This window comes from Rubritalea spongiae, from assembly GCF_042652385.1.
Lineage (GTDB): Bacteria > Verrucomicrobiota > Verrucomicrobiia > Verrucomicrobiales > Akkermansiaceae > Rubritalea > Rubritalea spongiae.
Window position 1 is genome coordinate 2,621,196 of record NZ_JBHSJM010000001.1, and the last position, 21,153, is coordinate 2,642,348.

Genomic DNA, 21,153 nt, shown 5'->3' on the forward strand with positions numbered 1-21,153 from the left:
TGATTCATGGCAGCGGCAGTAGAGATCGTAGATCTGGTAAAGACTTTTTCTTCGTCTTTTCGGCGGAAGACATTTCGTGCAGTCGATGAGGTGAGTTTGGAGATCGAGCAAGGGCAGGTGTATGGCTTGATTGGACCGAATGGTTCAGGGAAATCCACTACGATGAAGGCCTTGCTGGGATTGCAGGAACCGACGAGCGGTGTGTGTAAAGTGTTTGGCTGTGATTCGATGAAAGTGGATGCGCGACAGTTCGTGGGGTTTCTGCCTGAGAATCCGTATTTTTATAAACACCAGACCGCAGAAGAGACTCTCAAGTTTTATGGGAAGCTCTGTGGTATGCGTGGGAAGGAACTGAGGGGGCGGATTGACGAGTTGTTGGAGCTAGTGTCTTTAGAGAACGCACGGAAGAGGCGTTTGGGTGGTTATTCGAAAGGGATGCTGCAGCGCGTGGGGTTGGCACAGGCATTGATTCAGAAACCACAATTGGTTGTGTTAGATGAGCCAACTGCTGGGGTTGATCCTGTGGGGTCGCGGCAGATTCGGGATTTAATTTTTCGACTAAAGCAACAAGGGACTACGGTGTTTTTGTGCTCTCATTTGTTAGAGCAAGTGCAGGAGGTTTGCGATAGAGTGGGAATTATTTTTAATGGGAAGATGGTGCGAGAGGGAACGATAGAAGAATTAACATCGGTTCAGAATCGTAAGGAGGTAGTGATCGAGGGTGTGGGAAGGTCAGTGTTAGATGAGATTGAAGAGCTGGTAGAGAGTAAGGGCGGAGCTGTTGTGGCGTCTGGTGCACCGCATAAGAGTCTTGAGAATTTGTTTATCGATATTGCGAAACAAGTAGGAGAGGAGGCGCGTTAGATGAAGAATATTGGTTTTATATCTGCTGCTAGAATTGGGGTGATTGCGAGTCATACTTTCACTCAGCTGGTGCGGATGAAGGTGTTCTACTTTCTGGTGGTTTTTGTGTTAATTTTGTTAGGTTTGCAGTTTGTCGATATGCGCGAACTTGGCGCTGTCGATGGAGTGGAACAGAATTTACGGGTGATCAAGGGAGCTGGATTTTTTGCGATGAACATGTTTTCGGTGATCTTGGCACTATCGGCCACAGCTCTGTTAATTCCGAAGGACTTAGAGGATAGGACCTTGTATACGATTTTGTGTAAACCGGTCCCTCGCTTAGATTATTTGATTGGGAAATGGTTGGGAGTGATGGCACTAGTGGGGCTGGGGTTATTAGTGATGGATGCTTTGTTTTCGCTTATTTTGGTCAATGAGGTGAATGGGACGATAGCGGAGCTTCGCATGGCGATGCAGGCACAGAAAGTGCCAGCAGAGGTGATCGATGTGCAAGTGATGAAGATTAGTGAGCAGGGGGTGACCTGGAGTTTTCAGGCTGGAGTTCTCGCTGTTTTTTTGAAGGCGATGGTGGTGGCTGCAGTGGCCTTGTTGGTTTCGACCTTTTCGACATCGACCATTTTTACTATTGTGATCACAGTGGTTGTGGTGCTGGTGGGCTTGATTCAGGCGGAAGCTCGTGAATATTTTTTCCAACAGCAGGAATTAGGTAGAAGCTCAATGATGTTAGAGGCTTCGAGATGGGTGGCTCTGTTGTTTCCTGATTTTAAGTTGTTAGGTATTGAGGAGGGAGTGATCAATGGACAACAGCTGAGAGTGGGAGAAGTCGGACGAGTCACGTTGGTTGGCTGTTTGTACTCTGCAGTGTACATTGTGTTGTCGTGGTTTGTCTTTCGCCGAAAGGAGTTGTAGTGAATCAGACTTTGTTCAAGAGTGTGGTGGTATTTGGGGTGTTAGCCTTGTTTGGCGCATTGCGGATGCCTTTTGAGCAATCGCTCAGTAAGGAACTACAGGATCGGCAGGTTTTATCACCCGCCTTTGATATGGAGGCTCGTGCGAGTTTGAGTCAGAAGGGGTTTATTGCGTCGTTTGGGAGTTTGCGACCTACTTTAGCAGCTTTGTACGCTCTTAGAACATCAGGGGAGCTCAGTCGGAGTGATTGGAGTGGGCTGGAGGATTCGTTTGAAAGCATTGTATTGCTGGACCCTTATAATGCGTATTACTGGGATTTAGGTAGTTGGCACATGGCGTATAATGCGGCGAGTGCGAGTCGTGAGAACAGGGATTTGGCACCATTGAAGCGGATGAAATTGGCAGAAGAGTACACGCGTAAAGGGGAGAATTTTTTAGACAGAGGAATTAGAGCGAATCCAGAGAGTTACGAGTTAAGGATGGCGAAGGCGAGAATGTGGTCTCGGCCGACTGTGGAGCCAGATTACGAGAAAGTGGCTGAAACCTTAGAGCAGACACTCTCTGAGATTGATTTGCCTGAAACTAGAAGAGAGAGCGTACTGAGGAATTTATTTTATGCACTGTTACGTGTGCCTGAGCGAGTAGATGAGGCATATGAGTTGGGGCGAGAGCTTTTTAAAAATCCTCAGAATAGGGTGCCATCTTTGTTAAATGGTTTGTGTGCCTTACAGATGCATCCAAGGGTTGAAGTGGTTGACCCTTTGAGTTTTGAGGATTTATATGGCGATCGTGAGACAGCGCTGGCGCTATTAAAAAATTACTATGCGGTCGAGGATCCTTATAAACCAATGTATGGCGTGAAAGAATTGCTAGAAAGGTTGGAGTATTTAGCAAATAGCAATCAATAAAAGCGCTGCCGGATCAGAAATTTTTCTCGTACATACTGAGAGAATTGCATTTTTTTCTTTTCCTTAACATCGTCTATGTGCATTGCTTCTTTATCCAGAATTCCCCTCTGGTTAAACCACCAATTTCTATATGAAAATAGCTTTATTCGGAGATATTCACGCAAACTGGGAGGCCCTTGAGACTGTCCTGGCCGATGCAGATGAGCAGGGCTGTGACAGTTACGTGTGCCTTGGAGACGTTGTCGGGTACAACGCTGATCCAGTGAAGTGTCTCGAAAAAGTTCAAGAAATGGGATGTCCGGTAGTGAAAGGGAATCATGATGAAGATGCAGGTGGTGAGCATTCTCTTGAAATGATGAATCCAACTGCAGCGGAAGCACTTCAGTGGACACGTGACCAGTTGACTGCTGAGCAACGTGAATGGCTTGCGCGTATGCGCATGGTTCGCCAAGTTGAAGATTTTACAATTGTTCACTCTACGCTCGACCAGCCAAATGTGTGGAACTACGTGACGAACAAGTTCGACGCGATGTCTAACTTTTCCTATCAGTTTACCCAAGTTTGTTTCCACGGACACACGCACGTGCCTCGTGTATTTGTGCGCGGCACTCGCGTGCAAGAAGTAGATCCAGAGTCCGTGGCTATCGAGCCGGGGATGAAGTATTTTATCAATGCTGGTTCAGTGGGGCAGCCGCGTGACGGAGACTGGAGAGCTTCCTATTGTATTTATGATACTGATAGCAAAATCGTAACTTTCCGTCGTCTTGAGTACGACATTGAAACGACCCAGAAGAAGATTCTCGATGCGGGGCTGCCTAAGATCTTAGCAGACCGTCTTGCGACTGGACGTTAGTTGTTTCTGTTACTCACATTGAAGCCGAGCCATAGAGGTTCGGCTTTTTTATTGCTCGAGCTCAGAAAGTCGGTTGAGCATGTTGACGGAGACCTTGTTGGCGAACGCTTGGACGGTGATGTCGCGTTTAGCTTCGTGGGCGACGCAGGTGATTTTTACACCATCGAGTCCGCAGGGGGTGATGGAGAGGAAGCCGCGGAGGCTTTCCTTGGTGATGTTGATGGCGAAGCCGTGCATGCCGATCCATTTGCGCACGCCGACTCCGATAGAAGCGAGTTTGCGATTGTCTACCCAGACGCCAGTGAGGCCATCACGGCGGTGGGCATCGATGCCGAATTCTTGGCAGGTGTCGATGAGGGCTTGTTCAATAGCGCGGATGTAGGTGTGAAGATCCTTGCCTAGTGGGCGGAGGTCGACGATGGGGTAACCGACGAGTTGGCCAGGGCCGTGATAGGTCGCTTGGCCGCCGCGATTGATTTCTACTACTGGGTGGGGGAGGAGTTCGGGATTGCGCAGAGAGGATTGGTCGCGTGTGCGGCCGATGGTGTAGATCGGGGCGTGCTCGAGCTGGAAAAAGGTGTTCGGGGATTGGCCTTCGAGGACTTCAAGAAGTTTGGCTTCTTGGGTCTCGAGGGCGCTTGAATAATCGATATTCGAACCGAGCCATTGATCTACGAGCTGCATGCGGAAGTCATAAGTGATGAGGGGAAAGTGTGAAGTGTGAAGTGTGTTTGAATTAGGAATCTAGCTCGAAAGCATAGTTTCCATTTTCCATGAGGACGTTGGGTGGGCGGTTATGGGTTTCGAAATGTTGGAAGCCGGGTTGTAGTTCTTTCCAGAAGCTGTGACATTGGTGGTCTGCGTGTTGTTGGAGCTTTCCTTCGGTGAGCGGGAAGGGGTAGCTGTGGATGCGGAAAAAGGCTTGGCCATTTTTTAGGGCTGCATCGCAAAGGGTGTAGATTTCCTCGATTTTTTCATCGGTCATGGCGTAGCAGCCGATGGAAGCTCGATTGCCGTGAACCATGATGGCGGAACCGGTTCGGTGGTGGTCGCGATCGTATCGGTTGGGGTAGCCGATGTTGAAGGCGAGGTGGTAGAGGCTGCGTGGGTGCATGAGCCGGCGGCTGACAGCATAGAATCCTTCTGGGGCTTGGCGGTCGCCTTCGGCTAGTTTGGGGCCGAGGTCGCCAGACATGGCGGCAATGGGGTAGTTGCGGAAGTGTGTGAATTTTTTGGTTTCGGGGTTTTCGATCCAGACTTCGAGTTCACGGCTTTGTTTAAAAATGCGAATAAAGACGGGTGAGCCGAGCTTGAGCCCCTTAGCTTCGAGGTCGCGGGTAAGCTGTGGCTGGACACGCTTGGCTGCTTCTGCGGCACGCTTTTCACCGTCGGCGTATTCTTCTGGGCTGAGTTGGCTTATGGGGCTTTGTTTGGCGTTAGTGATATTGATGATCACGACGTAACAAAGAATACAAATAGTGGCGATGCCAGAGATGCGGAGTATGGAGGCTTTGGAGGGCATTTTGTGTGAAATGGCTGAGAAGGTTAGTAGGGGCTCGTAGTGTCGAAGGTCTGCAGGTAGGATGTCGGGGTTTGAAGGGCGTGGTCGCGATGGGGGGATTACCAGATTTTGGCGATGTGACTTTCCACGGTTTGAATGGCGAGGGAAGTCTAATGATTGTTGTCTACTCTGGGCTTGTGTGGGGTTGAGGTGTTGTGCGAGGCTGCGCGCATGAATCAGGCGATTGGAATTATTGGAGGCAGTGGGCTTTATGCGATGGAGGGATTTACTCAGACTGAAGAGCGGGTGGTGGAGACTCCATTTGGAGATCCTTCTGATGTTTTGATTGGTGGTGAGATTGCCGGCAAACAGGTTTGGTTTCTGCCGCGTCATGGTCGCGGACATCGGCTTTTGCCTCAAGAGATTAATCATCGGGCAAACTTTTGGGCTCTGAAGAGCTTGGGTGTTCGATTCGTGCTCTGTGTGGCAGCGGTGGGGAGTTTGAAGGAAGAGTATGCGCCGCGGCATGTGGTGCTTCCTGATCAGTATTTTGATCGCACGAGCCGGAGGGCTGAGCATACATTTTTCGGTGAAGGAATTGCAGCTCACATTGGTTTTGCAGAGCCGGTGAGTGCAGAGTTGAGAGAGATTTTATTAGCATCGACTAAGGCTGAGGGCGCGACAGTGCATGATGGTGGAACTTACGTGAATATGGACGGTCCAGCATTTTCAACGAAAGCGGAGAGTATGGCGAATCGGCAGCTTGGCTTTGATGTGATTGGGATGACTAATGTGGCTGAGGCTAAGTTAGCGCGTGAGGCTGAAATGGCATTGGCGACGATGGCGATGGTGACGGATTACGATTGCTGGCATGAGGAGGAAGAAGCGGTGAATGTGCAAACGGTGATTGGGCATTTGACGGCAAATGCTGAACTCGCACAACGCGTCTTGAAGCGAGCGGTAGCGGCGATTCCGGTGGATGCCGAATGGGTGGAGCACCGTGCGTTGGAGAATGCGATTATTACGCCAAAGGAATACTGGCCAGAAGCTACTGTAGAAAAGTTAGGACCAGTGATTTCGAGATTTGTTTAGAGCTCGGTTAAACTTCCCTCTTGCTATCACGTGGGGAATTCGCTGATGTGTCATACTTTACTTTGAATATGGCGACGGAAAAGACATCGATTCGAGAAGGGCAATTTCATTGCGTGCGTTGCAATGCCGTGTTTTCAGCCCCTCTCGGCGTTGGGAAACCTAGTTTGTGTTCTCTTTGTGGGAAATCGCCACAGCATGACGCGACATATGCTTCGGTCGCGGATATTACGGCGGCAGTGGACAGGGATGGCAACCACGGGGTTCCAGGAAAGGATATTGCAGATTTCGTGTCGATGAAAATGGTTCGACGCAAGCGACAAGTACGCTTCGCCGTTGCCTCCTGGCTTTTTTTGTTGATAGCTGTGGCAGGGGGGACCATTTATTTCCAGAATACACGTGGTGATTCCGGCGAAGCAAAAGAGAATCAGATGGATTCAGCGCGTGAGCTCCGTGAGAAAACTGCCGATGCCTATAAGAAAAGCTTAGTTGCTTACAAAGGGTTTATCAGTACAGATGATTTTAATCAGCGATCTGAGTATGTGGTTGATGGGGTGAGTAAGTTGCTCAAAATGCAGTATTATTACGAACAAACGGTTGAGCAGGAGTTAAGGGGAGGGATGACGAAATTGGGCGTTGCCTATAAGGATGATGGGGAATTTCCTCGTATAGAACTGTTAGCCGAGGATGCGCAGCAGAAGCCCTACGAATTAGTATTTTGGAATAAGGGAGACGGCTGGAAACTCGATTGGGAGCAACATGTGCGTTATCAGGATGCTGACTGGACGGAGTTTTTGTTTGGTGCACCGACCCAGGGAAGTTGGACGTTTAAGCTGTATGTAAGACGGCGATATAGCTCGCAAGATGAAGGAGAGCTAAAGTTAATTTTCTATCAGCCTAAGGTTGTAGCAGGAGTCCGTTACCAAGAGTCTCCTCAGGTTACAGTGAGTTCTGAGCACCCTAGCTACCTAAAGCTCAAAGAGGCCTTTGACGCTATAGATGTGGCTAGCGAGGATGATCAGAAAAGGGTGATCAGGAAGAAAGATAGTACAGGTTTGATTCGTGTGAAAGCAGCTCTTTCATACAAAGCAGGAGAGGACGGCGAGCGTGAGCTTCAACTTGATGAGGTGAAGGCTTTTCACTGGATGGAATACGATCCAGTGAAAGCGGAGGACTAAGTTCGCGGTTTACTTACCGAGTCCTTTACGCATGGCGTCGATACTTGGTTTTTGACCGAGCCAGAATGCGAAGGAAATGGCGCCTTGGTGGAGTAGCATGGAGAGACCATTCGATGTCGTGGCTCCAATCTTGTTAGCTTCTGCTAGAAGTGGGGTGACCGCTGGGTTATAGATGGCATCGTAGACGCGATGTGTGCTTTTTAATGCTGAAGCAGGGATTGGCAATGGGTCGTCTTCTTTGAGTCCAAGTGAGGTGGAGTTGATGATGAGGTCGACTCTGTCCGCGGCGATGGTGAGGGCTTCGTCATCGTTAGAAAGTGTATAGACGAGTTTTGCGCCGTAGTCGTCGGTGAGGCTTTTGGCGATGGGCTCGAGTTTTTCCACTGTGCGATTTGAGAGATAAATGCGTGATGAGCCCTCGCGGGCGCACTGGGTGGCGATGGCGCGACCGGCTCCGCCACCAGCACCGAGGATGAGGACGCGGAGTTCGGTGAGCGATTTTCCAAAATCCTCGAGGATTGCTTGTGCGAGTCCTGGTCCGTCGGTGTTATGGCCGTATCTTTTGCCGTCTTTAAAATGGATAGTGTTGGTGGCTGCGAGAGCTTGGGCGTCGTCAGTGACTTCGTCGCAGAGTTCCATCGCTTCGAGTTTGTGCGGGACGGTGACGTTGCAGCCGACGAATCCGAGGCGTTCCATTTCGCTGAAGCATTCATTCACTTTGCCAGGTTCGACTTCGACGCGGATGTATTGGAGGTCGATTCCTGCTTCATCAAGCGCGGCTTGGTGCATCTGTGGTGAGGCCGAGTGCTTGATCGGGTAGCCAATGACGGCGAGTTTCGCCTTAGGCATTTCAGCGACAAAAGAAGGATCGCGGAGTTCGGAAAGTGTGTAGACGTGTTTCACTAGAAGGATGGTAGTTTGGAAGTCAGAAGTTGACTAGTTATTGAGCATAGAAACTGGTGGTTAGACAGTTGTTTTTTGTCTATTCTGAGCCAGTTGCTGAATTCTTCTGAGGGATGAAACTGCGGGTGTCGATAGATGTGAATGAACTTGTGCTCGATGAGCTGAATGCTGAGGTCGACGGACTTTGATGCTTTTTGAATCCATTCTTAAATTGCGGTGTAGTGTCCCATTCTGATTTGTTTGAGAATGACTGCGTCTTGGTTAGCTCTGGTGAGGTTTGTTTAATAGATAGCGAGCATGATAGGAGAAAAGTTAGGACTGGTTAGTTTTTGGGCACTGATGATAAAATCAAGAAGGAGTTTTTTGTTTTGCGGCAAATGTGAGGCAATTTGTTTAGCCGTCCTCTTGATTGCATCGACTGGGAAATGGGTAAAAATGACTCTTGGTGGATTTGGACTTGCAAGTTAGTAAAAAAGTCCCTTGTGTCGTGCATGGCAGAGATTTCTCTCGGACTTTCTTTTGACGACGTTCTTCTCGTACCGCAGCACAGTGCTGTAATTCCAAACGAGACGGACATTTCCTCGTGGTTGACCAAGGACATTGGTCTCAACGTTCCTGTAGTTTCCGCAGCGATGGACTCAGTTTCAGAAGCTGAGCTCGCTATTGCTCTCGCACGCGAGGGTGGTATTGGGGTGATTCACCGCAATAATACGATTGCTGAACAAGCGGCAATGGTGGCTAAGGTGAAGCGCTCGGAGAATGCTGTGATTCACGATCCGGTAACAGTGAGTAAAGACATGTCGCTGGCGGATGTGCGTGAGATCATTTCCCAGGAAGGGTTCTCAGGCTTCCCAGTGGTCGATGCCGACAATACGCTCGAAGGCATGGTGACTGGTCGTGATATCGGCTATGTGGAGAACAAGAATCGCATTGTCAAAGATGTGATGACTCCGATCGAGCGCCTAGTGGTGGCTCCAGCGGATACTTGCATCGAGGAAGCGCGTCGGATTCTTTATGAAAACCGTATTGAGAAGCTTCCGCTGATCGATGGATACGGTAAGCTCGCTGGTTTGATCACTGGTGCAGACATCGAGAAGCGCATGACATTCACGCATTCTGCGAAGGATGAGAATGGTCAGCTTCGCTGTGGTGCAGCTGTGGGTCCTGGACCGGATCACATGAAGCGCGCTGAGGCTTTGGTCGCGGCTGGTGTGGATGCACTTTTTATTGATGCTGCCACTGGTCACACGAAGGTGGTGATCGACGTGATTAAAAATCTTAAGACACTCGGTGTTCCTGTGGTTGCTGGTAATGTGGTGACTGCTCAAGGTGCGACTGACCTCTGTGACGCAGGCGTTTCTGCGGTGAAAGTGGGTGTTGGTCCTGGTTCTATCTGTACCACCCGTGTGGTAGCAGGTGTGGGGATGCCTCAGTTCACTGCGATTCAAAATGTTGCTTCCGTTTGTCGCGAGCGTGGCGTGGCGGTGATTGCCGATGGCGGTATCCGCTACTCTGGCGATATTGTGAAGGCGATGGCAGCTGGTGCTGACTTAGTGATGCTCGGTTCGCTGCTGGCTGGTACGCGTGAGTCTCCAGGCCAGACAGTACATTTCCAAGGGCGCCGCTTTAAGACCTATCGTGGTATGGGGTCACTAGGTGCAATGCGTAAAGGTTCTAAGGATCGTTACAGTCAGAATGCTTCAGGCAAAATGGTGGCTGAGGGTGTAGAAGGTCGTGTACCATACAAAGGTCCCGTGGCTGATGTGGTATTCCAGCTGATGGGCGGACTTCGCTCAGGGCTTGGTTACGTAGGTGCACAGGATCTTCCGACACTTCGCGAGCGCGCAGCATTTACGCAAATCACTGCAGGTGGTCTCCGTGAGTCTCACGCTCATGACATTACCATTACTGAGGAACCTACGAATTATCAGCCGCTTGCTTAAGGTCTTCGCCGTTGTTTTAGGTGTTATGTTTTAGCTACATAAGACTCAAAACGGAAAGACTGCGTGGCTTTGCTAAAAATTTTCTAAGAGCGAATAGCTCACTTTTCAGAATTAACTCATTTATCCAATGGAAGAAATCAATCATGTTGCCGTTCTCGATTTCGGCTCCCAATACACTCAGCTGATTGTGCGCCGCGTGCGCGAACTCGGTTATTTTGCAAAACTCTATTTGCCTGAACACCTCGATGCGATTGGTAAGCCTGGGGCAATTATTTTGTCTGGTGGGCCGAAGAGCACGAGCGACGTAGACGCTCCGGATATTGATTTTGAAATGCTCAAGGGCTATGACGTGCCAGTGCTCGGTGTGTGCTATGGAATGCAGATTTTAAACATTAAGTTTGGTGGCTGTGTACAGAAATCGAATCATCGCGAATACGGTCAAGCTGGGCTTTACCCTGTCGAGTCTACTGGGCTTTACGCTGGGGTTTCCAAGGAATCTCAGGTTTGGATGAGTCACTCAGACACGGTCAATACGCTAGGTGAGAACTGCAAGGTGATTGCCAAGAATCAGCACGGGACTCCTGTTTCGCTGCAATGGGGTGAAACATTTTTCGGAATTCAATTTCATCCAGAGGTGACGCATTCCCACGAGGGGACGCAAATTCTCAGAAATTTCCTCGAGCACGCAGGTGAGCTCGCGCCATTCCATATTGAAGATTTCAAGCAAGAGCTTATCGATGAAATTCGTGAAAAGGTCGGTGATAAGCAGGTGGTTTGTGGTGTTTCAGGAGGTGTGGACTCTACAGTTCTGGCAGTGCTTTTGCACGAAGCTGGGGTGAATGTGAAAGCGATTTATGTGGATCAAGGCTTGATGCGCAAGAATGAGACTGAAGAAGTCGAGCGAAACTTTAAGCGCATGGGGGTGCCGATTGAGGTTGTTGATGCGTCTGAACGTTTCCTTAATGCATTGGCTGGTGAAGGCGATCCTGAGAAGAAGCGCAAGATCATCGGTAACATGTTTATCGATGTGTTCTGGGATGCTGTTGGGAATGCTGAGATGCTTGCTCAGGGCACGCTCTACCCAGATGTTATTGAGTCCGCTTCTAACGAAAACTCAAAAGCTTCTACGATCAAGACGCACCACAACCGTGTGGACCGTATCCTTGAAATGCAGAAGGAAGGTAAAGTGCTGGAGCCACTTGCTGAACTCTTCAAAGACGAGGTGCGCGAACTCGGTGCGAATATGGGAATCGAGCAAGATATCCTCGACCGTCACCCGTTCCCAGGACCAGGGCTCGCAGTGCGTTGTCCGGGTGTGGTGACTAAGGAACGTCTCGATATTATTCGCGACTGCGATCACATCTTTATCACGGAACTTAAGGAGAGTGGCTGGTACCAAAAAACTTGGCAGGCATATGCTGGACTGATTCCGGTGAAGACTGTGGGTGTGAAAGGTGACGAGCGTTCTTACGAATTTGCAACAAACCTCCGTGCCGTGATTTCTGAAGACGCTATGACTGCGGACTGGGTCGACCTCCCGGCTTCATTGTTGCGTAAAGTGTCGAGCCGCATTCTTAATGAAGTGGCGGGCATCAACCGCGTACTCTATGACATTTCCTCGAAGCCACCGGCATCGATCGAGTGGGAATAGGGGATTTAAGGTTTCTGATCTAAGAATTGAAATTAAAAAAAGCAGCTGGGGTAACTCGGCTGCTTTTTAGTTTTTGAGAGTCTTGATACGAGCTGATGGTGCGAAGTTCAAGAAGATCGACTGGATTCCCAATACCGTTTAGCGTTGGCGACGTAACAATAAAAGACCACTTGAAAGTAGCGTTAGAGCGCTGGTCGATGGCTCTGGAACTTTGGTGAGAATGACGGTATCGAGAAAGGAATCGGCATCATGTCCACTGGACATCGGTCCTGATCCATCATTCAGATTACCAGTAACTTCTAGAATGTCTAAAAATGTAATCTTGGTTGTATCAGTTTGCGCAGTAAAGGTGAATTCATACGTTACAAATTGACCAGATGTGCTGGAAATGGCATCATAGCTTTCAGCCCAGTAGCTAGGAGCTGAGGTGTTTTCGTCCTCAGAGCCGGCAGTGAAACGCATTCCTCCAACGACGTTGATCGGTCCTTGATCATTACTTGCTGGGTTAATGTTACTGAAGCCATAATCAAACTGCACATGGTATTCCTGCCCAGTAACCGTAGCTACAATTTGTGAAACGGAGGCTTCCGCTTTTGAACCCGCAAACCTAGCCATGAAGCTTTCAGTGGTTGGGGACGCACCGAAGTGTATATCTATATTTGTCTGATTGAATGTTGTTCCAGCTGGAGCATTAAGATCCCAACCAGGCAAGGGTGTTCCAGTAGAGTCGAATCCGCCATTCACGGCAAGGTTAGCGCCACATAGTGATGGAGATATTGCTACGAAAGATAGGAATAAAATTCTTAGCATCATGGTTACCAAAAAATCTACACAAAAATCAGTACAGCGGTCAAGCCTGCCTAAGTAGTCTATAACGTCACATTCATAAGATGTTTAGCACGTATCGGTCAGATGACGTGTGGTATTTAGGTGTATGGAAAAGTAGCTTCTCCGGACAAATACGCTTCTGGCGTCTTTCATACTGGCTTTATAGCACCGTCTACTCAAGAAGCATACTTAAGCACTCCCCAAAAAAAGTCGCTAATGGCCATGCTTATCCTCGCAGCTCCGTGTTATCTCCGTGTATTTTTTTTGTTGCTGTTTTTTGCGTTTTTGTCCGACTTCATTTCTTTATTTTCGCGAGCGGAGATACGGGTGGCAAGGTAGGTAGTTTGTTCTCCATTCCTGCCATATTCTTTGACGCGGGATGAGATAGAGACTTGCATGCCTTCTTGTAAGTCTGCGAATTCGCTGTCTTCTCCATCGACGAAGATGTCGGTGCGTTCGTCTACGAAGTAGAGTTTACCATTTGAGTTGAGTTGGTTTTTACCGAGGTTTTCGATGGTTGGGAGTTCGGAAGCATGGCCGGATTTTGTAGCGGGTCTCTTCTTTTTATTTTTCTTTCTCTTTGGTTTAGCAAGCGCATCGGAGTGCGTGGTGAAAGCTATGGCGAGGGTGCAGGCGAGGAATTTTAAGAATGGGTTTTTCATAGATTTGTCTATAGCTTGAGACGACGTGGTTGTTGGAAGATAGGCGTATTGTCAGTAGGTCGTGTAGACAAATTGCCTCACCGCACGACTGGATCGTATCTGATATGAAGTTAAGGGGCTAAATGCGTTAAGAAAAAGCCTTGAGGCACATTTCAATTTTAGCAGCGTTGGCAAAGGAGTTATTGATGTTTATCAACTCCTCCCTCACCGCCTTGCTGTAATTGAAGTAAGCTCTCATTGTGAAGTAAATCAATTTTTTCACACGGCTTAGGAAGTTGTGATGTTTTCCTGATAGGGATAAGTAGGAGTGCGTCTTAATCTTATATTAATGTTGTCGTGTTAAGAATAGAGCGTGCCCATTTATATGTAAGGCTCGCTAGTGAGTGAACTTTGGGTGGCTATTTAAAACAAAGTTTCATAGAATATAAAAAAGATGAAGATTCTGTTAGTTGAGGATAATGCGCCGCTGAGGGCTACACTGAAGGAAGCGCTGTGCGAAGAGGGTTATCTGGTGGAGGCTGTGGCGGATGGCGAGGAGGGGTGTTACCGGGCGAGTAATTTCGAGTATGATGTTGTGGTGCTGGATGTGATGTTACCGGGAATGAATGGTTGGGAGATTTTAGAAAAACTACGAGCAAAGAATCTGGAGGTACCTGTATTAATGCTGACTGCACGTGATTCGGCGCAAGATCGCGTACGAGGTTTGGATGCAGGTGCTGATGATTACCTGGTGAAACCATTCACCCTAATGGAACTTTGCGCGAGGATTCGTGCTTTGTTAAGGAGAAGAGGAGGGAGCCGTAGTCCTGTGATTACTGTAGGAGATGTGACCCTAGACACCGGGAAAAAGGAGGTTCGTAAGGGTGGGGAAGTGGTGGATCTAACGGCGTTAGAATACAGAATGGTTGATAGTTTGATTACTCAAAGGGGCAAGGTGGTGTCGAGAAGCTACCTGTTTGAGCATTTATTTGCTGAAGAGAAAGAGGTGGTTTCAAATATTTTGGAAGTGTATGTCTGTAATGTTCGCAAGAAACTGGGCGCGCAGTTTGTGAAAACAAAGCGAGGTCATGGGTACTATATAGATGAGGCATCATGAGGATCTTCCGTTCGCTAAGGTGGCAGATTCAATCGTGGCATAGTATCCTGCTGGTGGTGATAGTGGGCGGGATGTTGACCTCGTTTTACTTTTATGAGCGGGAAGTAAAAGTTCAGCTGTTAGATAAAGATTTGTGGAATCCTGTGCACGCGCTGTTACCGGCATTTGTAATGGTTCCACATCAACAAGAGGGTGGAGGTGATGAAGGTATGCGGCAAATGTCGATGCGAGGTGAGCGCCCACCACAGATTGGAGGGCCGTCGAGGGATCGAGGCATGCGCCCACCGCCTCGTCATTCGGAAGGACGGGGAGACTTTGGTTGGAGGCCGGGGAGGCTGGAAAGTGAGCCGAGAAGAGGTTCCCGTGAGGGGGAAGGTGTGCAGCGAGCTACTGGATCTGAGCCCAGAGTTCAACGAGTGCGGCACGAACGACCGATAGCAGTAGTTGAGAATCAGGGATACTATGTATTGGCGTGGGAGTCAGAGGACGAGTTATACCGGTCCGAGAATGCTCCAGAGGGTCTAGAAATACCAACTATCTTAAATAAGAATGAGACTCTGGAAATAGGGGTGCAAGCGCGTTGGAATGGAGCGAATAGGGAGGTGATTCAACCGACACCACGGGGTGGTGTACTGGTGGGAGTATCTGGAGATCGTATTGCAGCGGATTTGTCGAGTTTTCGGGCGAAACTGATAGGTATTGGTTCGGCGATTATCTTTGTGGGCTTTGCCGGCGGATGGTGGATTGCTCGTCGTGCGATGTTGCCCTTACGATCGATGGCTCAAACTGCGGTGCAGATTTCGGAAGGTGATCTGTCACGCCGTATTGATTTAGATCGGGTAGAGAATGAGCTGGGTGATTTGGGGAAAGTTTTGAATGATTCGTTTGAGAAAATTGAGGCATCTGTTCTACAGCAAATTCGTTTTACAGGTGATGCGTCTCACGAGATGCGGACTCCGCTGGCGGTGATTTTAGCGAAGACTGAGTTGGCCTTAATGCGTGAGCGTTCCCCAGAAAAATACAGGGAAACGATTCAGGTGTGCCACGAGTCTGCAGAGCATATGCAGAGTTTGATAGAATCTTTGTTAGAGTTGGCCAAGGTAGATTCTGGAGAATTTTCAGTGGAGCCGAGTTCTGGGTCTTTAGCGATACTGGTGGAGGACGTAGTCACTTTGTTAGAGCCGCTTGCCCAAAAGCGGGATATCAGGATGTCGGCTAAACTTGAACCTGTGGATATAATGATCGATGTTCAGCGAATGAAGCAGGTGCTGATTAATTTGTTAAGCAATGCTATCAAATACAATCGGAATGGGGGAAAGATTGATGTTTCAATGAAGCAGGGTATTGATTGGATAGAGCTTGTGGTGAAAGATACTGGGCCTGGGATTTCAGAGGAGGCTTTACCACATATTTTTGATCGATTTTACAAGGTAGACGATGTGCGCGCCAGCGAAGGCGGGAGTACAGGGCTAGGATTATCGATTAGTAAGGCGATTGTCGAAGCTCACGGTGGAGTGATTAGTGTGGAGAGTGAATTAAATGTAGGGACTGCCTTTACCATTCGTTTGTTGAAAAATATAGCATAGCATTCATCTGCTCTTAATGAAGCGTGTGCTACATGTATACGCATGACGAAGCAGATTAGCTTAAAGCGTGTGAGATTACGCATCTCATCGGGAATTAAACGTAATTGGGCGACCCTTCTTGTAGTGGGCCAAAACTAACAAGATTTTATAGAGCCAAGCTTTCATTGGGAGATAGGAACCTTGGATAGCGTGCGTTTGGGGGGCAACACACTATTCATATTTTTTCATTATTTAGGCGTAAAAAAAGCCCGCATCCAGTGAATGGAGCGGGCTTTTATTTGTTTAAATGAGTGTCGTGATTAACCAGTAGTGCGAAGGCCACTGGAGATCGCGTTGATAGAAAGAAGGATTTTAGGGAAGAGCGCTTCGGCTTCCTCTTCTTTGCTACCGGCTTTCAATGCGCGCCATTCTTTAATGAGGTTGACCTGTTGTTTGTGAAGGACTCTGAGTGGTTCTTCACGAATTTCGAGGGTCTTGTGCATGCGTGGGCGGCGTTCTTCGAAGGACCCGTTGAATACTTCGTGGAGCATGTCGCGGGTGAGTTCGTACTCGCCGACGATGAGGCCGAGGAATTTGTCGCGGAGTGCTTCGTCGGTGCAAAGGGCTCCGTAGCTTTCCATGAGCTCGCGGTTTGCACTTGCAAGGTTAGTTTCTACGTTGGTGAGGACGTAGGTAAGGAAGACGGAATTTGGGAGGTTATCTTTGAGTGTGGCAAAGTCCTCTGGATTCTCATCTTTCAGTTTTTTAAGTGCGGTACCTGTGCCGAACCAGCCAGGAAGGTAGAAGCGAGCTTGGGTCCATGAGAAGACCCATGGGATGGCGCGGAGGTCATCCAGTGAGAAGCTGGTTTTGCCGGTACGGCGTGATGGACGGGAACCGATGCGTGAATTTTCAAGAGCATCGATGATGGTGGCTTCACGGTAGAAGGGGATGAAGCCTTCGGTGCGGAGCAGTTCTTTATAGGCGCCTTCTGAGCCTTCTGCGAGACGAGAAACGAACTGGATGCACGGGTCGTCTTCTTTATTGCCAAATTTGTGTTCTGCGGCAGTGGAGGCAGCAGATGCAAGTAGGACCTCAGCATTGTAGGTCGCGTTGGAAAGGTTGGCGTATTTTTGCGCAATGGTTTCCCCTTGTTCGGTCATGCGGAAATGACCAGACATGGAGCCGTGTGGAAGCGCAGCCATGAACCACTGTGTCGGGCCTGCGCCACGAGAAATGGTGCCGCCACGGCCGTGGAAGTAACCTAGTTTGATGCCGCGTTCTGCAGCGACATCGACCATGGCTTTTTCTGCGCGGTGGAGTGCCCAAGCGGCAGTGAGGATACCACAGTCTTTATTGGAGTCCGAGTAACCGAGCATGACTTGCTGGAATGGCGGCTGGTTTTGGAAGCGGAGTTTGTAGCTGCGCTTGGTGACTGGGTGGTCGAGGAATCCGGAGAGGAGCCCTTCTGAGGCATCGAGGTCTTCCTTGGTTTCGTAAAGAGGGACGACTTCGATCGGTGATGCTAGGCCGTCTTCAGTATTGATGAGGAGGCCAGCTTCACGCATAAGAATGTATACGACGAGGAGGTCGGAGACCGAACGTGTCATGGAGACGATGAATGCTCCGATGCCATGGTTGCCGTAGTTGTGGAGTTGATTCGCGATGACTCGGTAGGAGTTGAGTACGGAATCAGCTTCAGGTCCAGCGCTGCAGCGATTGTGAATGAATGGGCGTGTGTGCTCGAGCTCTTTGGAAAGGAATTCACAGCGTTTTTCTTCTGACCAATCCGCAAAGTTTTCGCCGTCTTCCACTTTAGCACGTACTAGCAGCTGGCTGACCGCTTTATCGTGGTATTCGGAGTTTTGGCGGATATCGATGGTCGCAAGGTGGAAACCAAATGTTTTTACCTTGTGACGGAGAGGGGTGACGTATTGCTCGACGAGATGGGCACAGCCTGTGGTTGCGAGGGTAGTCTCGAGAAGTGCGAGGTCAGCATCGAGTTGCTCTGGGCCGTGGTAGCCGCCTTTGTTGGACGCAGTTTCGTAGAGCTTGCCACGCATGAGGTAGACGAGCTGGCGCCACGGTTCATCGCGGTTTTGTTCGATGATTTCATTGGCCCATACTGGGTCTTTAAGATCGACGCGGAGGAGTTCGATGCGCTTTGTGAGTTCCTCTGGAATTTCCTGGAACTGGCTGGAGATGGTGAGGTGGAAGGCGAGGTCTTTAAGTTCTTTACGGAGAAGAACGAATGAGTGTGAGCGGAGGTCGCCGAGTGTGCGCTCGGTCACTTCTGGAGTGACGAGTGGGTGGCCATCGCGGTCGCCGCCGATCCAAGTGCCGAAGGTGAGGCGTGGCAGAGCGTTGAGGTCCTGTAGTTTATCTTCGGAGAAGCCTGCATCTTTCCATGCTTCGCGGAGGTGCTCATCGAGACGCGTGAGTACGGCGGGGTACATCTCGCGGAGATAGTAGAGAGCATTGCGCAGTTCCATGTTGAGGTCTGGGCGCGTCATGTGGATTTCACCAGTGCGCCAGAGAGACTCGAGAGCGGCGGTGAGTTTGTTTTGCAGGCGGCTCTTTTCGCGCTCGGTAAATTTAGGGTACTCGCTGGTGACGAGGTTTTGATAGATTTCGCGGTGGCGCTCACGAACTGTAGCACGTTTGGCTTCAGTTGGGTGTGCAGTGAGCACAGGTTCGACGTGCACGTCCTTGAAGACCTCGAGGATTTGATCTTCGCTCATGCCGAGTTCTTTCATTTCTGCGAGTGAGCGTGACCAAAGGCCTCTGATAGATTCGGCACCGAGTGCTTTTTCGCGTTCGCGGCGGATGGCGGCGGAGACGCGTTCTTCCACCATGTTGAGAAGCTGGAAGCCGATAGAGTAAAGTTGCTGAATGCCTTCCGGCGGGTCAGATTTTGGCGTTTCACCACGCCAAGGAAGGAAAGGAAGAAGATCGTCTTCGCCCAATGAAGTTAGGGCATCTGCTAGGCTATCGACAAGTAGGGTGAGTGTGTTGTCGATGAGTTCAAAGCCTTCGCTACGTAGATTTTCGCGTATCTGGTTCTTGTCAGTCACGTGAGGAGTATGGACAAGTCAGAGCTACGCGCAAGTGGAGAATGAGTATTCCTATTCATGCAAAATGACGTGGTGCGTATTTTTTATTCTGAGGCAAAAAATAGATTAGGATAAAGCCTAGAAAAGGGATAAATGCGAGCAGGAATAAGGCTCGAGAGTAAGTTTTACTTCGGAGGGTTCGCCAGCAACCAACAAAGTAGAGAATTACAGAGAGAGTAAAGAGAACGGTAGGGATTTGCTGAAAAGCGGTGCTTAGAGTGGAGCGATCGGAGGTGAACTCTGGAAGTAGGAAAAGCAGGATGCATATAAAAAAGGAAAGCTGCATTTCTCGCTTTCCTTTAAATTGGGGTTCCTGGTATTTGTTAGCGGGATCTACACATTGCCGAGTTGGCATGGTAAGCTTGTTTTAATCGTTCCAGCTGAGTGCGCCTTTTTTGAGTGCGTACACGTAAGCAACGGCAAGAATGCTGATGAAGCCGAGGATGCTGTAGAGTGCGGCTGAACTTTGGGCGATGAGTTCTGAGAACTGGACTGCCCATGGGTACATGAAGACGACTTCGATGTCGAAGAGGACAAAGAGCATGGCAACCATATAGAATTTTACGCTGAAGCGCGGTGAGTCATTGCCGATGGGAAGCATGCCACATTCGTAGACTGTGTCTTTATCTCCATCGCGGCGTCCTTTTTTTCCAAGTAAGACGCTGAGGCCTAGTGCTACGGATGCGAAACCAATGGCGGTGAGGGCTTGGAGGATGACTGGGTAATAGCTTTCGAGCATAAAATTGGTGTAGGTTTTACGTATTAAGTTTTATGTTCTTAGTGAGTTGCTGGGCAAGCTCCTTTTTCTAGGGCAAGAAAAAACCCATGCTGAATGCTCAGCATGGGTCGTTTTAAATAATAGTAATTATTGAAGGAATGCTTATTCCGTCTCGAATGAGCTGTGTGCTTCAGGAAGACGAGCGAGACCTTTGTATTCTTTGCCTTGCTTTTCAACCATGCCACGAGTGACGAGGTTCTGAAGTTTCTCATAAGCACGCAAGCGAAGCATTTCTTCTCCACCGCTAACTGCGTTGCGCTCTTTGAGACGGTCAAAAACATTCTCGAAAAGTTCATTGAAACCAAAGAAGCGTTCATCCGCTCCGAGGACATGAACGATCTCATCAGTCACGTGATCTGGGACGCGACGAGAGAAGCGAGTTCTTTTAGTAGTTGCCATAACGAGGGGAAGCATAGCAGGTTTTGTTGCAAATAGCGAACGCAAAATGTAACTATTAATAAATTTCTTAGGAGTGTGCCAAGCGAAAAGAGCTAGAAATTTTGTTTAGATGTGAAGAATTGTATGAGTAAGCTTATGTTTAGCAGAAAGGTTTGTAAGGGAGCTTGTGGTAAATTGTCCCTCGAGTTTCATTAAAAGTTCTTAATTATTTGGTGAAAAGGGAGGATATCTCTGGCATTTATATATTCAGAAAGTTATAGCAAGGAGCATGATAGCGAGATTGAGAGGGAGAGTATTGGAGGCATTGCCAAACCGCTTAGTTGTAGATGTAAATGGGGTGGGGTATTTAGTGCATGTTCCTCTTTCGACTTATGATCAGCTTAATCCAGTAGAGGGTGATGGAATTGATTTACGCACTCATTTACACATTCGTGAGACGGCACAGACGCTGTATGGTTTTTCAAGCGATGCTGAGCGGGACATGTTTTTGCTGCTGATCGATAGGGTGAGTGGAATTGGTCCTGCGATCGCAATGGCGGTGCTGAGTGGAATGCCGGTGGAGCATTTCAAGGCAGCGGTGGTGGAAAATGATGTGGCTAGTCTGTCTAAGATTAAGGGGCTCGGCAAGAAGACTGCAGAACGAATCGTGCTAGAGCTAAAGGACAAGGTGGGGGTTGCCGATGGTTGGAAAGCGGCGAGTGAGAGCGTGGTTCCTAGTGCTGCGAATGACGCACAATTAGCGCTTATAGGTCTTGGTTATAAGCAGGCGGAGGCAGGTAAGGCAGTGAAAGCTGTGTGTGCGGCAGACCCGAATGTGAGCGCCGAGGATTTACTGCGTGGAGCATTACGCATGCTCAATTCGTAAGTTTTGAGGCTCCCCGATCACGTCATTTTAGGAGTCGGTCTAGCAAAA

The 21,153-nt window shown here is 49.0% G+C and carries 19 protein-coding genes; 11 read left to right on the forward strand and 8 right to left on the reverse strand.

What is annotated here, in order from left to right; genetic code table 11:
- Window positions 1–6 precede the first annotated feature (6 nt).
- From ACFPK9_RS11645 to ACFPK9_RS11660, 4 genes are all read left to right on the forward strand, one after another.
- Window positions 7–864: an ABC transporter ATP-binding protein gene (locus ACFPK9_RS11645; protein WP_377095070.1), complete on the forward strand. Its 858-nt coding sequence runs from the start codon at window positions 7–9 to the stop codon at window positions 862–864.
- Window positions 865–1,773, forward strand: a complete 909-nt coding sequence (locus ACFPK9_RS11650; protein WP_377095071.1) for an ABC transporter permease — start codon at window positions 865–867, stop codon at window positions 1,771–1,773.
- Window positions 1,773–2,681, forward strand: coding sequence for a hypothetical protein (locus tag ACFPK9_RS11655; RefSeq protein WP_377095072.1), 909 nt, complete (start codon window positions 1,773–1,775; stop codon window positions 2,679–2,681). The genes ACFPK9_RS11650 and ACFPK9_RS11655 overlap by 1 nt, the downstream gene beginning before the upstream one ends.
- 130 nt (window positions 2,682–2,811) lie before the next feature.
- Entirely contained in the window at window positions 2,812–3,534 is a 723-nt protein-coding gene (locus ACFPK9_RS11660) for a metallophosphoesterase family protein (protein ID WP_377095073.1), read from the forward strand.
- 48 nt (window positions 3,535–3,582) lie between these two features.
- Here the strand turns inward: ACFPK9_RS11660 and lipB are convergent, their stop codons facing one another.
- Both lipB and ACFPK9_RS11670 read right to left on the reverse strand, forming a co-directional pair.
- Complete coding sequence (gene lipB, locus ACFPK9_RS11665; protein ID WP_377095074.1) at window positions 3,583–4,218, reverse strand: lipoyl(octanoyl) transferase LipB; 636 nt, start codon at window positions 4,216–4,218, stop codon at window positions 3,583–3,585.
- A 52-nt stretch (window positions 4,219–4,270) separates the two neighbouring features.
- Window positions 4,271–5,056, reverse strand: a complete 786-nt coding sequence (locus tag ACFPK9_RS11670; RefSeq protein ID WP_377095075.1) for a L,D-transpeptidase family protein — start codon at window positions 5,054–5,056, stop codon at window positions 4,271–4,273.
- A gap of 210 nt (window positions 5,057–5,266) precedes the next feature.
- On the opposite strand from ACFPK9_RS11670, the gene mtnP reads away from it, so the two are divergent.
- Together mtnP and ACFPK9_RS11680 are read left to right on the forward strand one after the other, a co-directional pair.
- Window positions 5,267–6,127, forward strand: coding sequence for an S-methyl-5'-thioadenosine phosphorylase (mtnP, locus tag ACFPK9_RS11675; RefSeq protein ID WP_377095076.1), 861 nt, complete (start codon window positions 5,267–5,269; stop codon window positions 6,125–6,127).
- A 68-nt stretch (window positions 6,128–6,195) separates the two neighbouring features.
- Complete coding sequence (locus tag ACFPK9_RS11680; RefSeq protein WP_377095077.1) at window positions 6,196–7,302, forward strand: hypothetical protein; 1,107 nt, start codon at window positions 6,196–6,198, stop codon at window positions 7,300–7,302.
- Window positions 7,303–7,311: 9 nt separating this feature from the next.
- Here ACFPK9_RS11680 and aroE read toward each other — a convergent pair whose 3' ends face one another.
- Window positions 7,312–8,205, reverse strand: a complete 894-nt coding sequence (gene aroE, locus ACFPK9_RS11685; protein WP_377095078.1) for a shikimate dehydrogenase — start codon at window positions 8,203–8,205, stop codon at window positions 7,312–7,314.
- A 491-nt stretch (window positions 8,206–8,696) separates the two neighbouring features.
- On the opposite strand from aroE, the gene guaB reads away from it, so the two are divergent.
- Window positions 8,697–10,148 (forward strand): IMP dehydrogenase, encoded by a 1,452-nt coding sequence (gene guaB, locus ACFPK9_RS11690; protein WP_377095079.1) that lies wholly within the window; start codon window positions 8,697–8,699, stop codon window positions 10,146–10,148.
- 136 nt (window positions 10,149–10,284) lie between these two features.
- Window positions 10,285–11,799, forward strand: coding sequence for a glutamine-hydrolyzing GMP synthase (gene guaA / locus ACFPK9_RS11695; RefSeq protein ID WP_377096632.1), 1,515 nt, complete (start codon window positions 10,285–10,287; stop codon window positions 11,797–11,799).
- Window positions 11,800–11,937: 138 nt separating this feature from the next.
- Here the strand turns inward: guaA and ACFPK9_RS11700 are convergent, their stop codons facing one another.
- Together ACFPK9_RS11700 and ACFPK9_RS11705 are read right to left on the reverse strand one after the other, a co-directional pair.
- Window positions 11,938–12,543 (reverse strand): PEP-CTERM sorting domain-containing protein, encoded by a 606-nt coding sequence (locus ACFPK9_RS11700; protein WP_377095080.1) that lies wholly within the window; start codon window positions 12,541–12,543, stop codon window positions 11,938–11,940.
- A 329-nt stretch (window positions 12,544–12,872) separates the two neighbouring features.
- Complete coding sequence (locus tag ACFPK9_RS11705) at window positions 12,873–13,289, reverse strand: hypothetical protein (RefSeq protein ID WP_377095081.1); 417 nt, start codon at window positions 13,287–13,289, stop codon at window positions 12,873–12,875.
- 433 nt (window positions 13,290–13,722) lie between these two features.
- Between ACFPK9_RS11705 and ACFPK9_RS11710 the strand changes: the two genes are divergently transcribed.
- Together ACFPK9_RS11710 and ACFPK9_RS11715 are read left to right on the forward strand one after the other, a co-directional pair.
- Window positions 13,723–14,385: a response regulator transcription factor gene (locus ACFPK9_RS11710; protein ID WP_377095082.1), complete on the forward strand. Its 663-nt coding sequence runs from the start codon at window positions 13,723–13,725 to the stop codon at window positions 14,383–14,385.
- A gap of 71 nt (window positions 14,386–14,456) precedes the next feature.
- Window positions 14,457–15,971, forward strand: a complete 1,515-nt coding sequence (locus ACFPK9_RS11715; protein ID WP_377095083.1) for a sensor histidine kinase — start codon at window positions 14,457–14,459, stop codon at window positions 15,969–15,971.
- Between the two features lie 299 nt (window positions 15,972–16,270).
- On the opposite strand, the gene ACFPK9_RS11720 is transcribed toward ACFPK9_RS11715, so the two are convergent.
- The 3 genes from ACFPK9_RS11720 to ACFPK9_RS11730 form a co-directional block, all read right to left on the reverse strand.
- On the reverse strand, window positions 16,271–19,024 hold the full coding sequence (locus tag ACFPK9_RS11720; RefSeq protein ID WP_377095084.1) for a phosphoenolpyruvate carboxylase: 2,754 nt from the start codon (window positions 19,022–19,024) through the stop codon (window positions 16,271–16,273).
- 406 nt (window positions 19,025–19,430) lie between these two features.
- Window positions 19,431–19,802 (reverse strand): NADH-quinone oxidoreductase subunit A, encoded by a 372-nt coding sequence (locus ACFPK9_RS11725; protein WP_377095085.1) that lies wholly within the window; start codon window positions 19,800–19,802, stop codon window positions 19,431–19,433.
- 141 nt (window positions 19,803–19,943) lie between these two features.
- Window positions 19,944–20,240, reverse strand: a complete 297-nt coding sequence (locus tag ACFPK9_RS11730; protein ID WP_377095086.1) for a hypothetical protein — start codon at window positions 20,238–20,240, stop codon at window positions 19,944–19,946.
- A 268-nt stretch (window positions 20,241–20,508) separates the two neighbouring features.
- On the opposite strand from ACFPK9_RS11730, the gene ruvA reads away from it, so the two are divergent.
- Window positions 20,509–21,105 (forward strand): Holliday junction branch migration protein RuvA, encoded by a 597-nt coding sequence (gene ruvA / locus ACFPK9_RS11735; protein WP_377095087.1) that lies wholly within the window; start codon window positions 20,509–20,511, stop codon window positions 21,103–21,105.
- Window positions 21,106–21,153: the final 48 nt, after the last annotated feature.

What these genes read in the sequence shown, in the direction of transcription:
- ACFPK9_RS11645 (WP_377095070.1), top strand. Translation starts at nt 7, where the DNA reads ATGGCAGCGGCAGTAGAGATCGTAGATCTGGTAAAGACTTTTTCTTCG.
- ACFPK9_RS11650 (WP_377095071.1), top strand. Translation starts at nt 865, where the DNA reads ATGAAGAATATTGGTTTTATATCTGCTGCTAGAATTGGGGTGATTGCG.
- ACFPK9_RS11660 (WP_377095073.1), top strand. Translation starts at nt 2,812, where the DNA reads ATGAAAATAGCTTTATTCGGAGATATTCACGCAAACTGGGAGGCCCTT.
- lipB (WP_377095074.1), bottom strand. Translation starts at nt 4,218, where the DNA reads ATGCAGCTCGTAGATCAATGGCTCGGTTCGAATATCGATTATTCAAGC.
- ACFPK9_RS11670 (WP_377095075.1), bottom strand. Translation starts at nt 5,056, where the DNA reads ATGCCCTCCAAAGCCTCCATACTCCGCATCTCTGGCATCGCCACTATT.
- mtnP (WP_377095076.1), top strand. Translation starts at nt 5,267, where the DNA reads ATGAATCAGGCGATTGGAATTATTGGAGGCAGTGGGCTTTATGCGATG.
- ACFPK9_RS11680 (WP_377095077.1), top strand. Translation starts at nt 6,196, where the DNA reads ATGGCGACGGAAAAGACATCGATTCGAGAAGGGCAATTTCATTGCGTG.
- guaB (WP_377095079.1), top strand. Translation starts at nt 8,697, where the DNA reads ATGGCAGAGATTTCTCTCGGACTTTCTTTTGACGACGTTCTTCTCGTA.
- ACFPK9_RS11705 (WP_377095081.1), bottom strand. Translation starts at nt 13,289, where the DNA reads ATGAAAAACCCATTCTTAAAATTCCTCGCCTGCACCCTCGCCATAGCT.
- ACFPK9_RS11710 (WP_377095082.1), top strand. Translation starts at nt 13,723, where the DNA reads ATGAAGATTCTGTTAGTTGAGGATAATGCGCCGCTGAGGGCTACACTG.
- ACFPK9_RS11715 (WP_377095083.1), top strand. Translation starts at nt 14,457, where the DNA reads ATGTTGACCTCGTTTTACTTTTATGAGCGGGAAGTAAAAGTTCAGCTG.
- ACFPK9_RS11725 (WP_377095085.1), bottom strand. Translation starts at nt 19,802, where the DNA reads ATGCTCGAAAGCTATTACCCAGTCATCCTCCAAGCCCTCACCGCCATT.
- ACFPK9_RS11730 (WP_377095086.1), bottom strand. Translation starts at nt 20,240, where the DNA reads ATGGCAACTACTAAAAGAACTCGCTTCTCTCGTCGCGTCCCAGATCAC.
- ruvA (WP_377095087.1), top strand. Translation starts at nt 20,509, where the DNA reads ATGATAGCGAGATTGAGAGGGAGAGTATTGGAGGCATTGCCAAACCGC.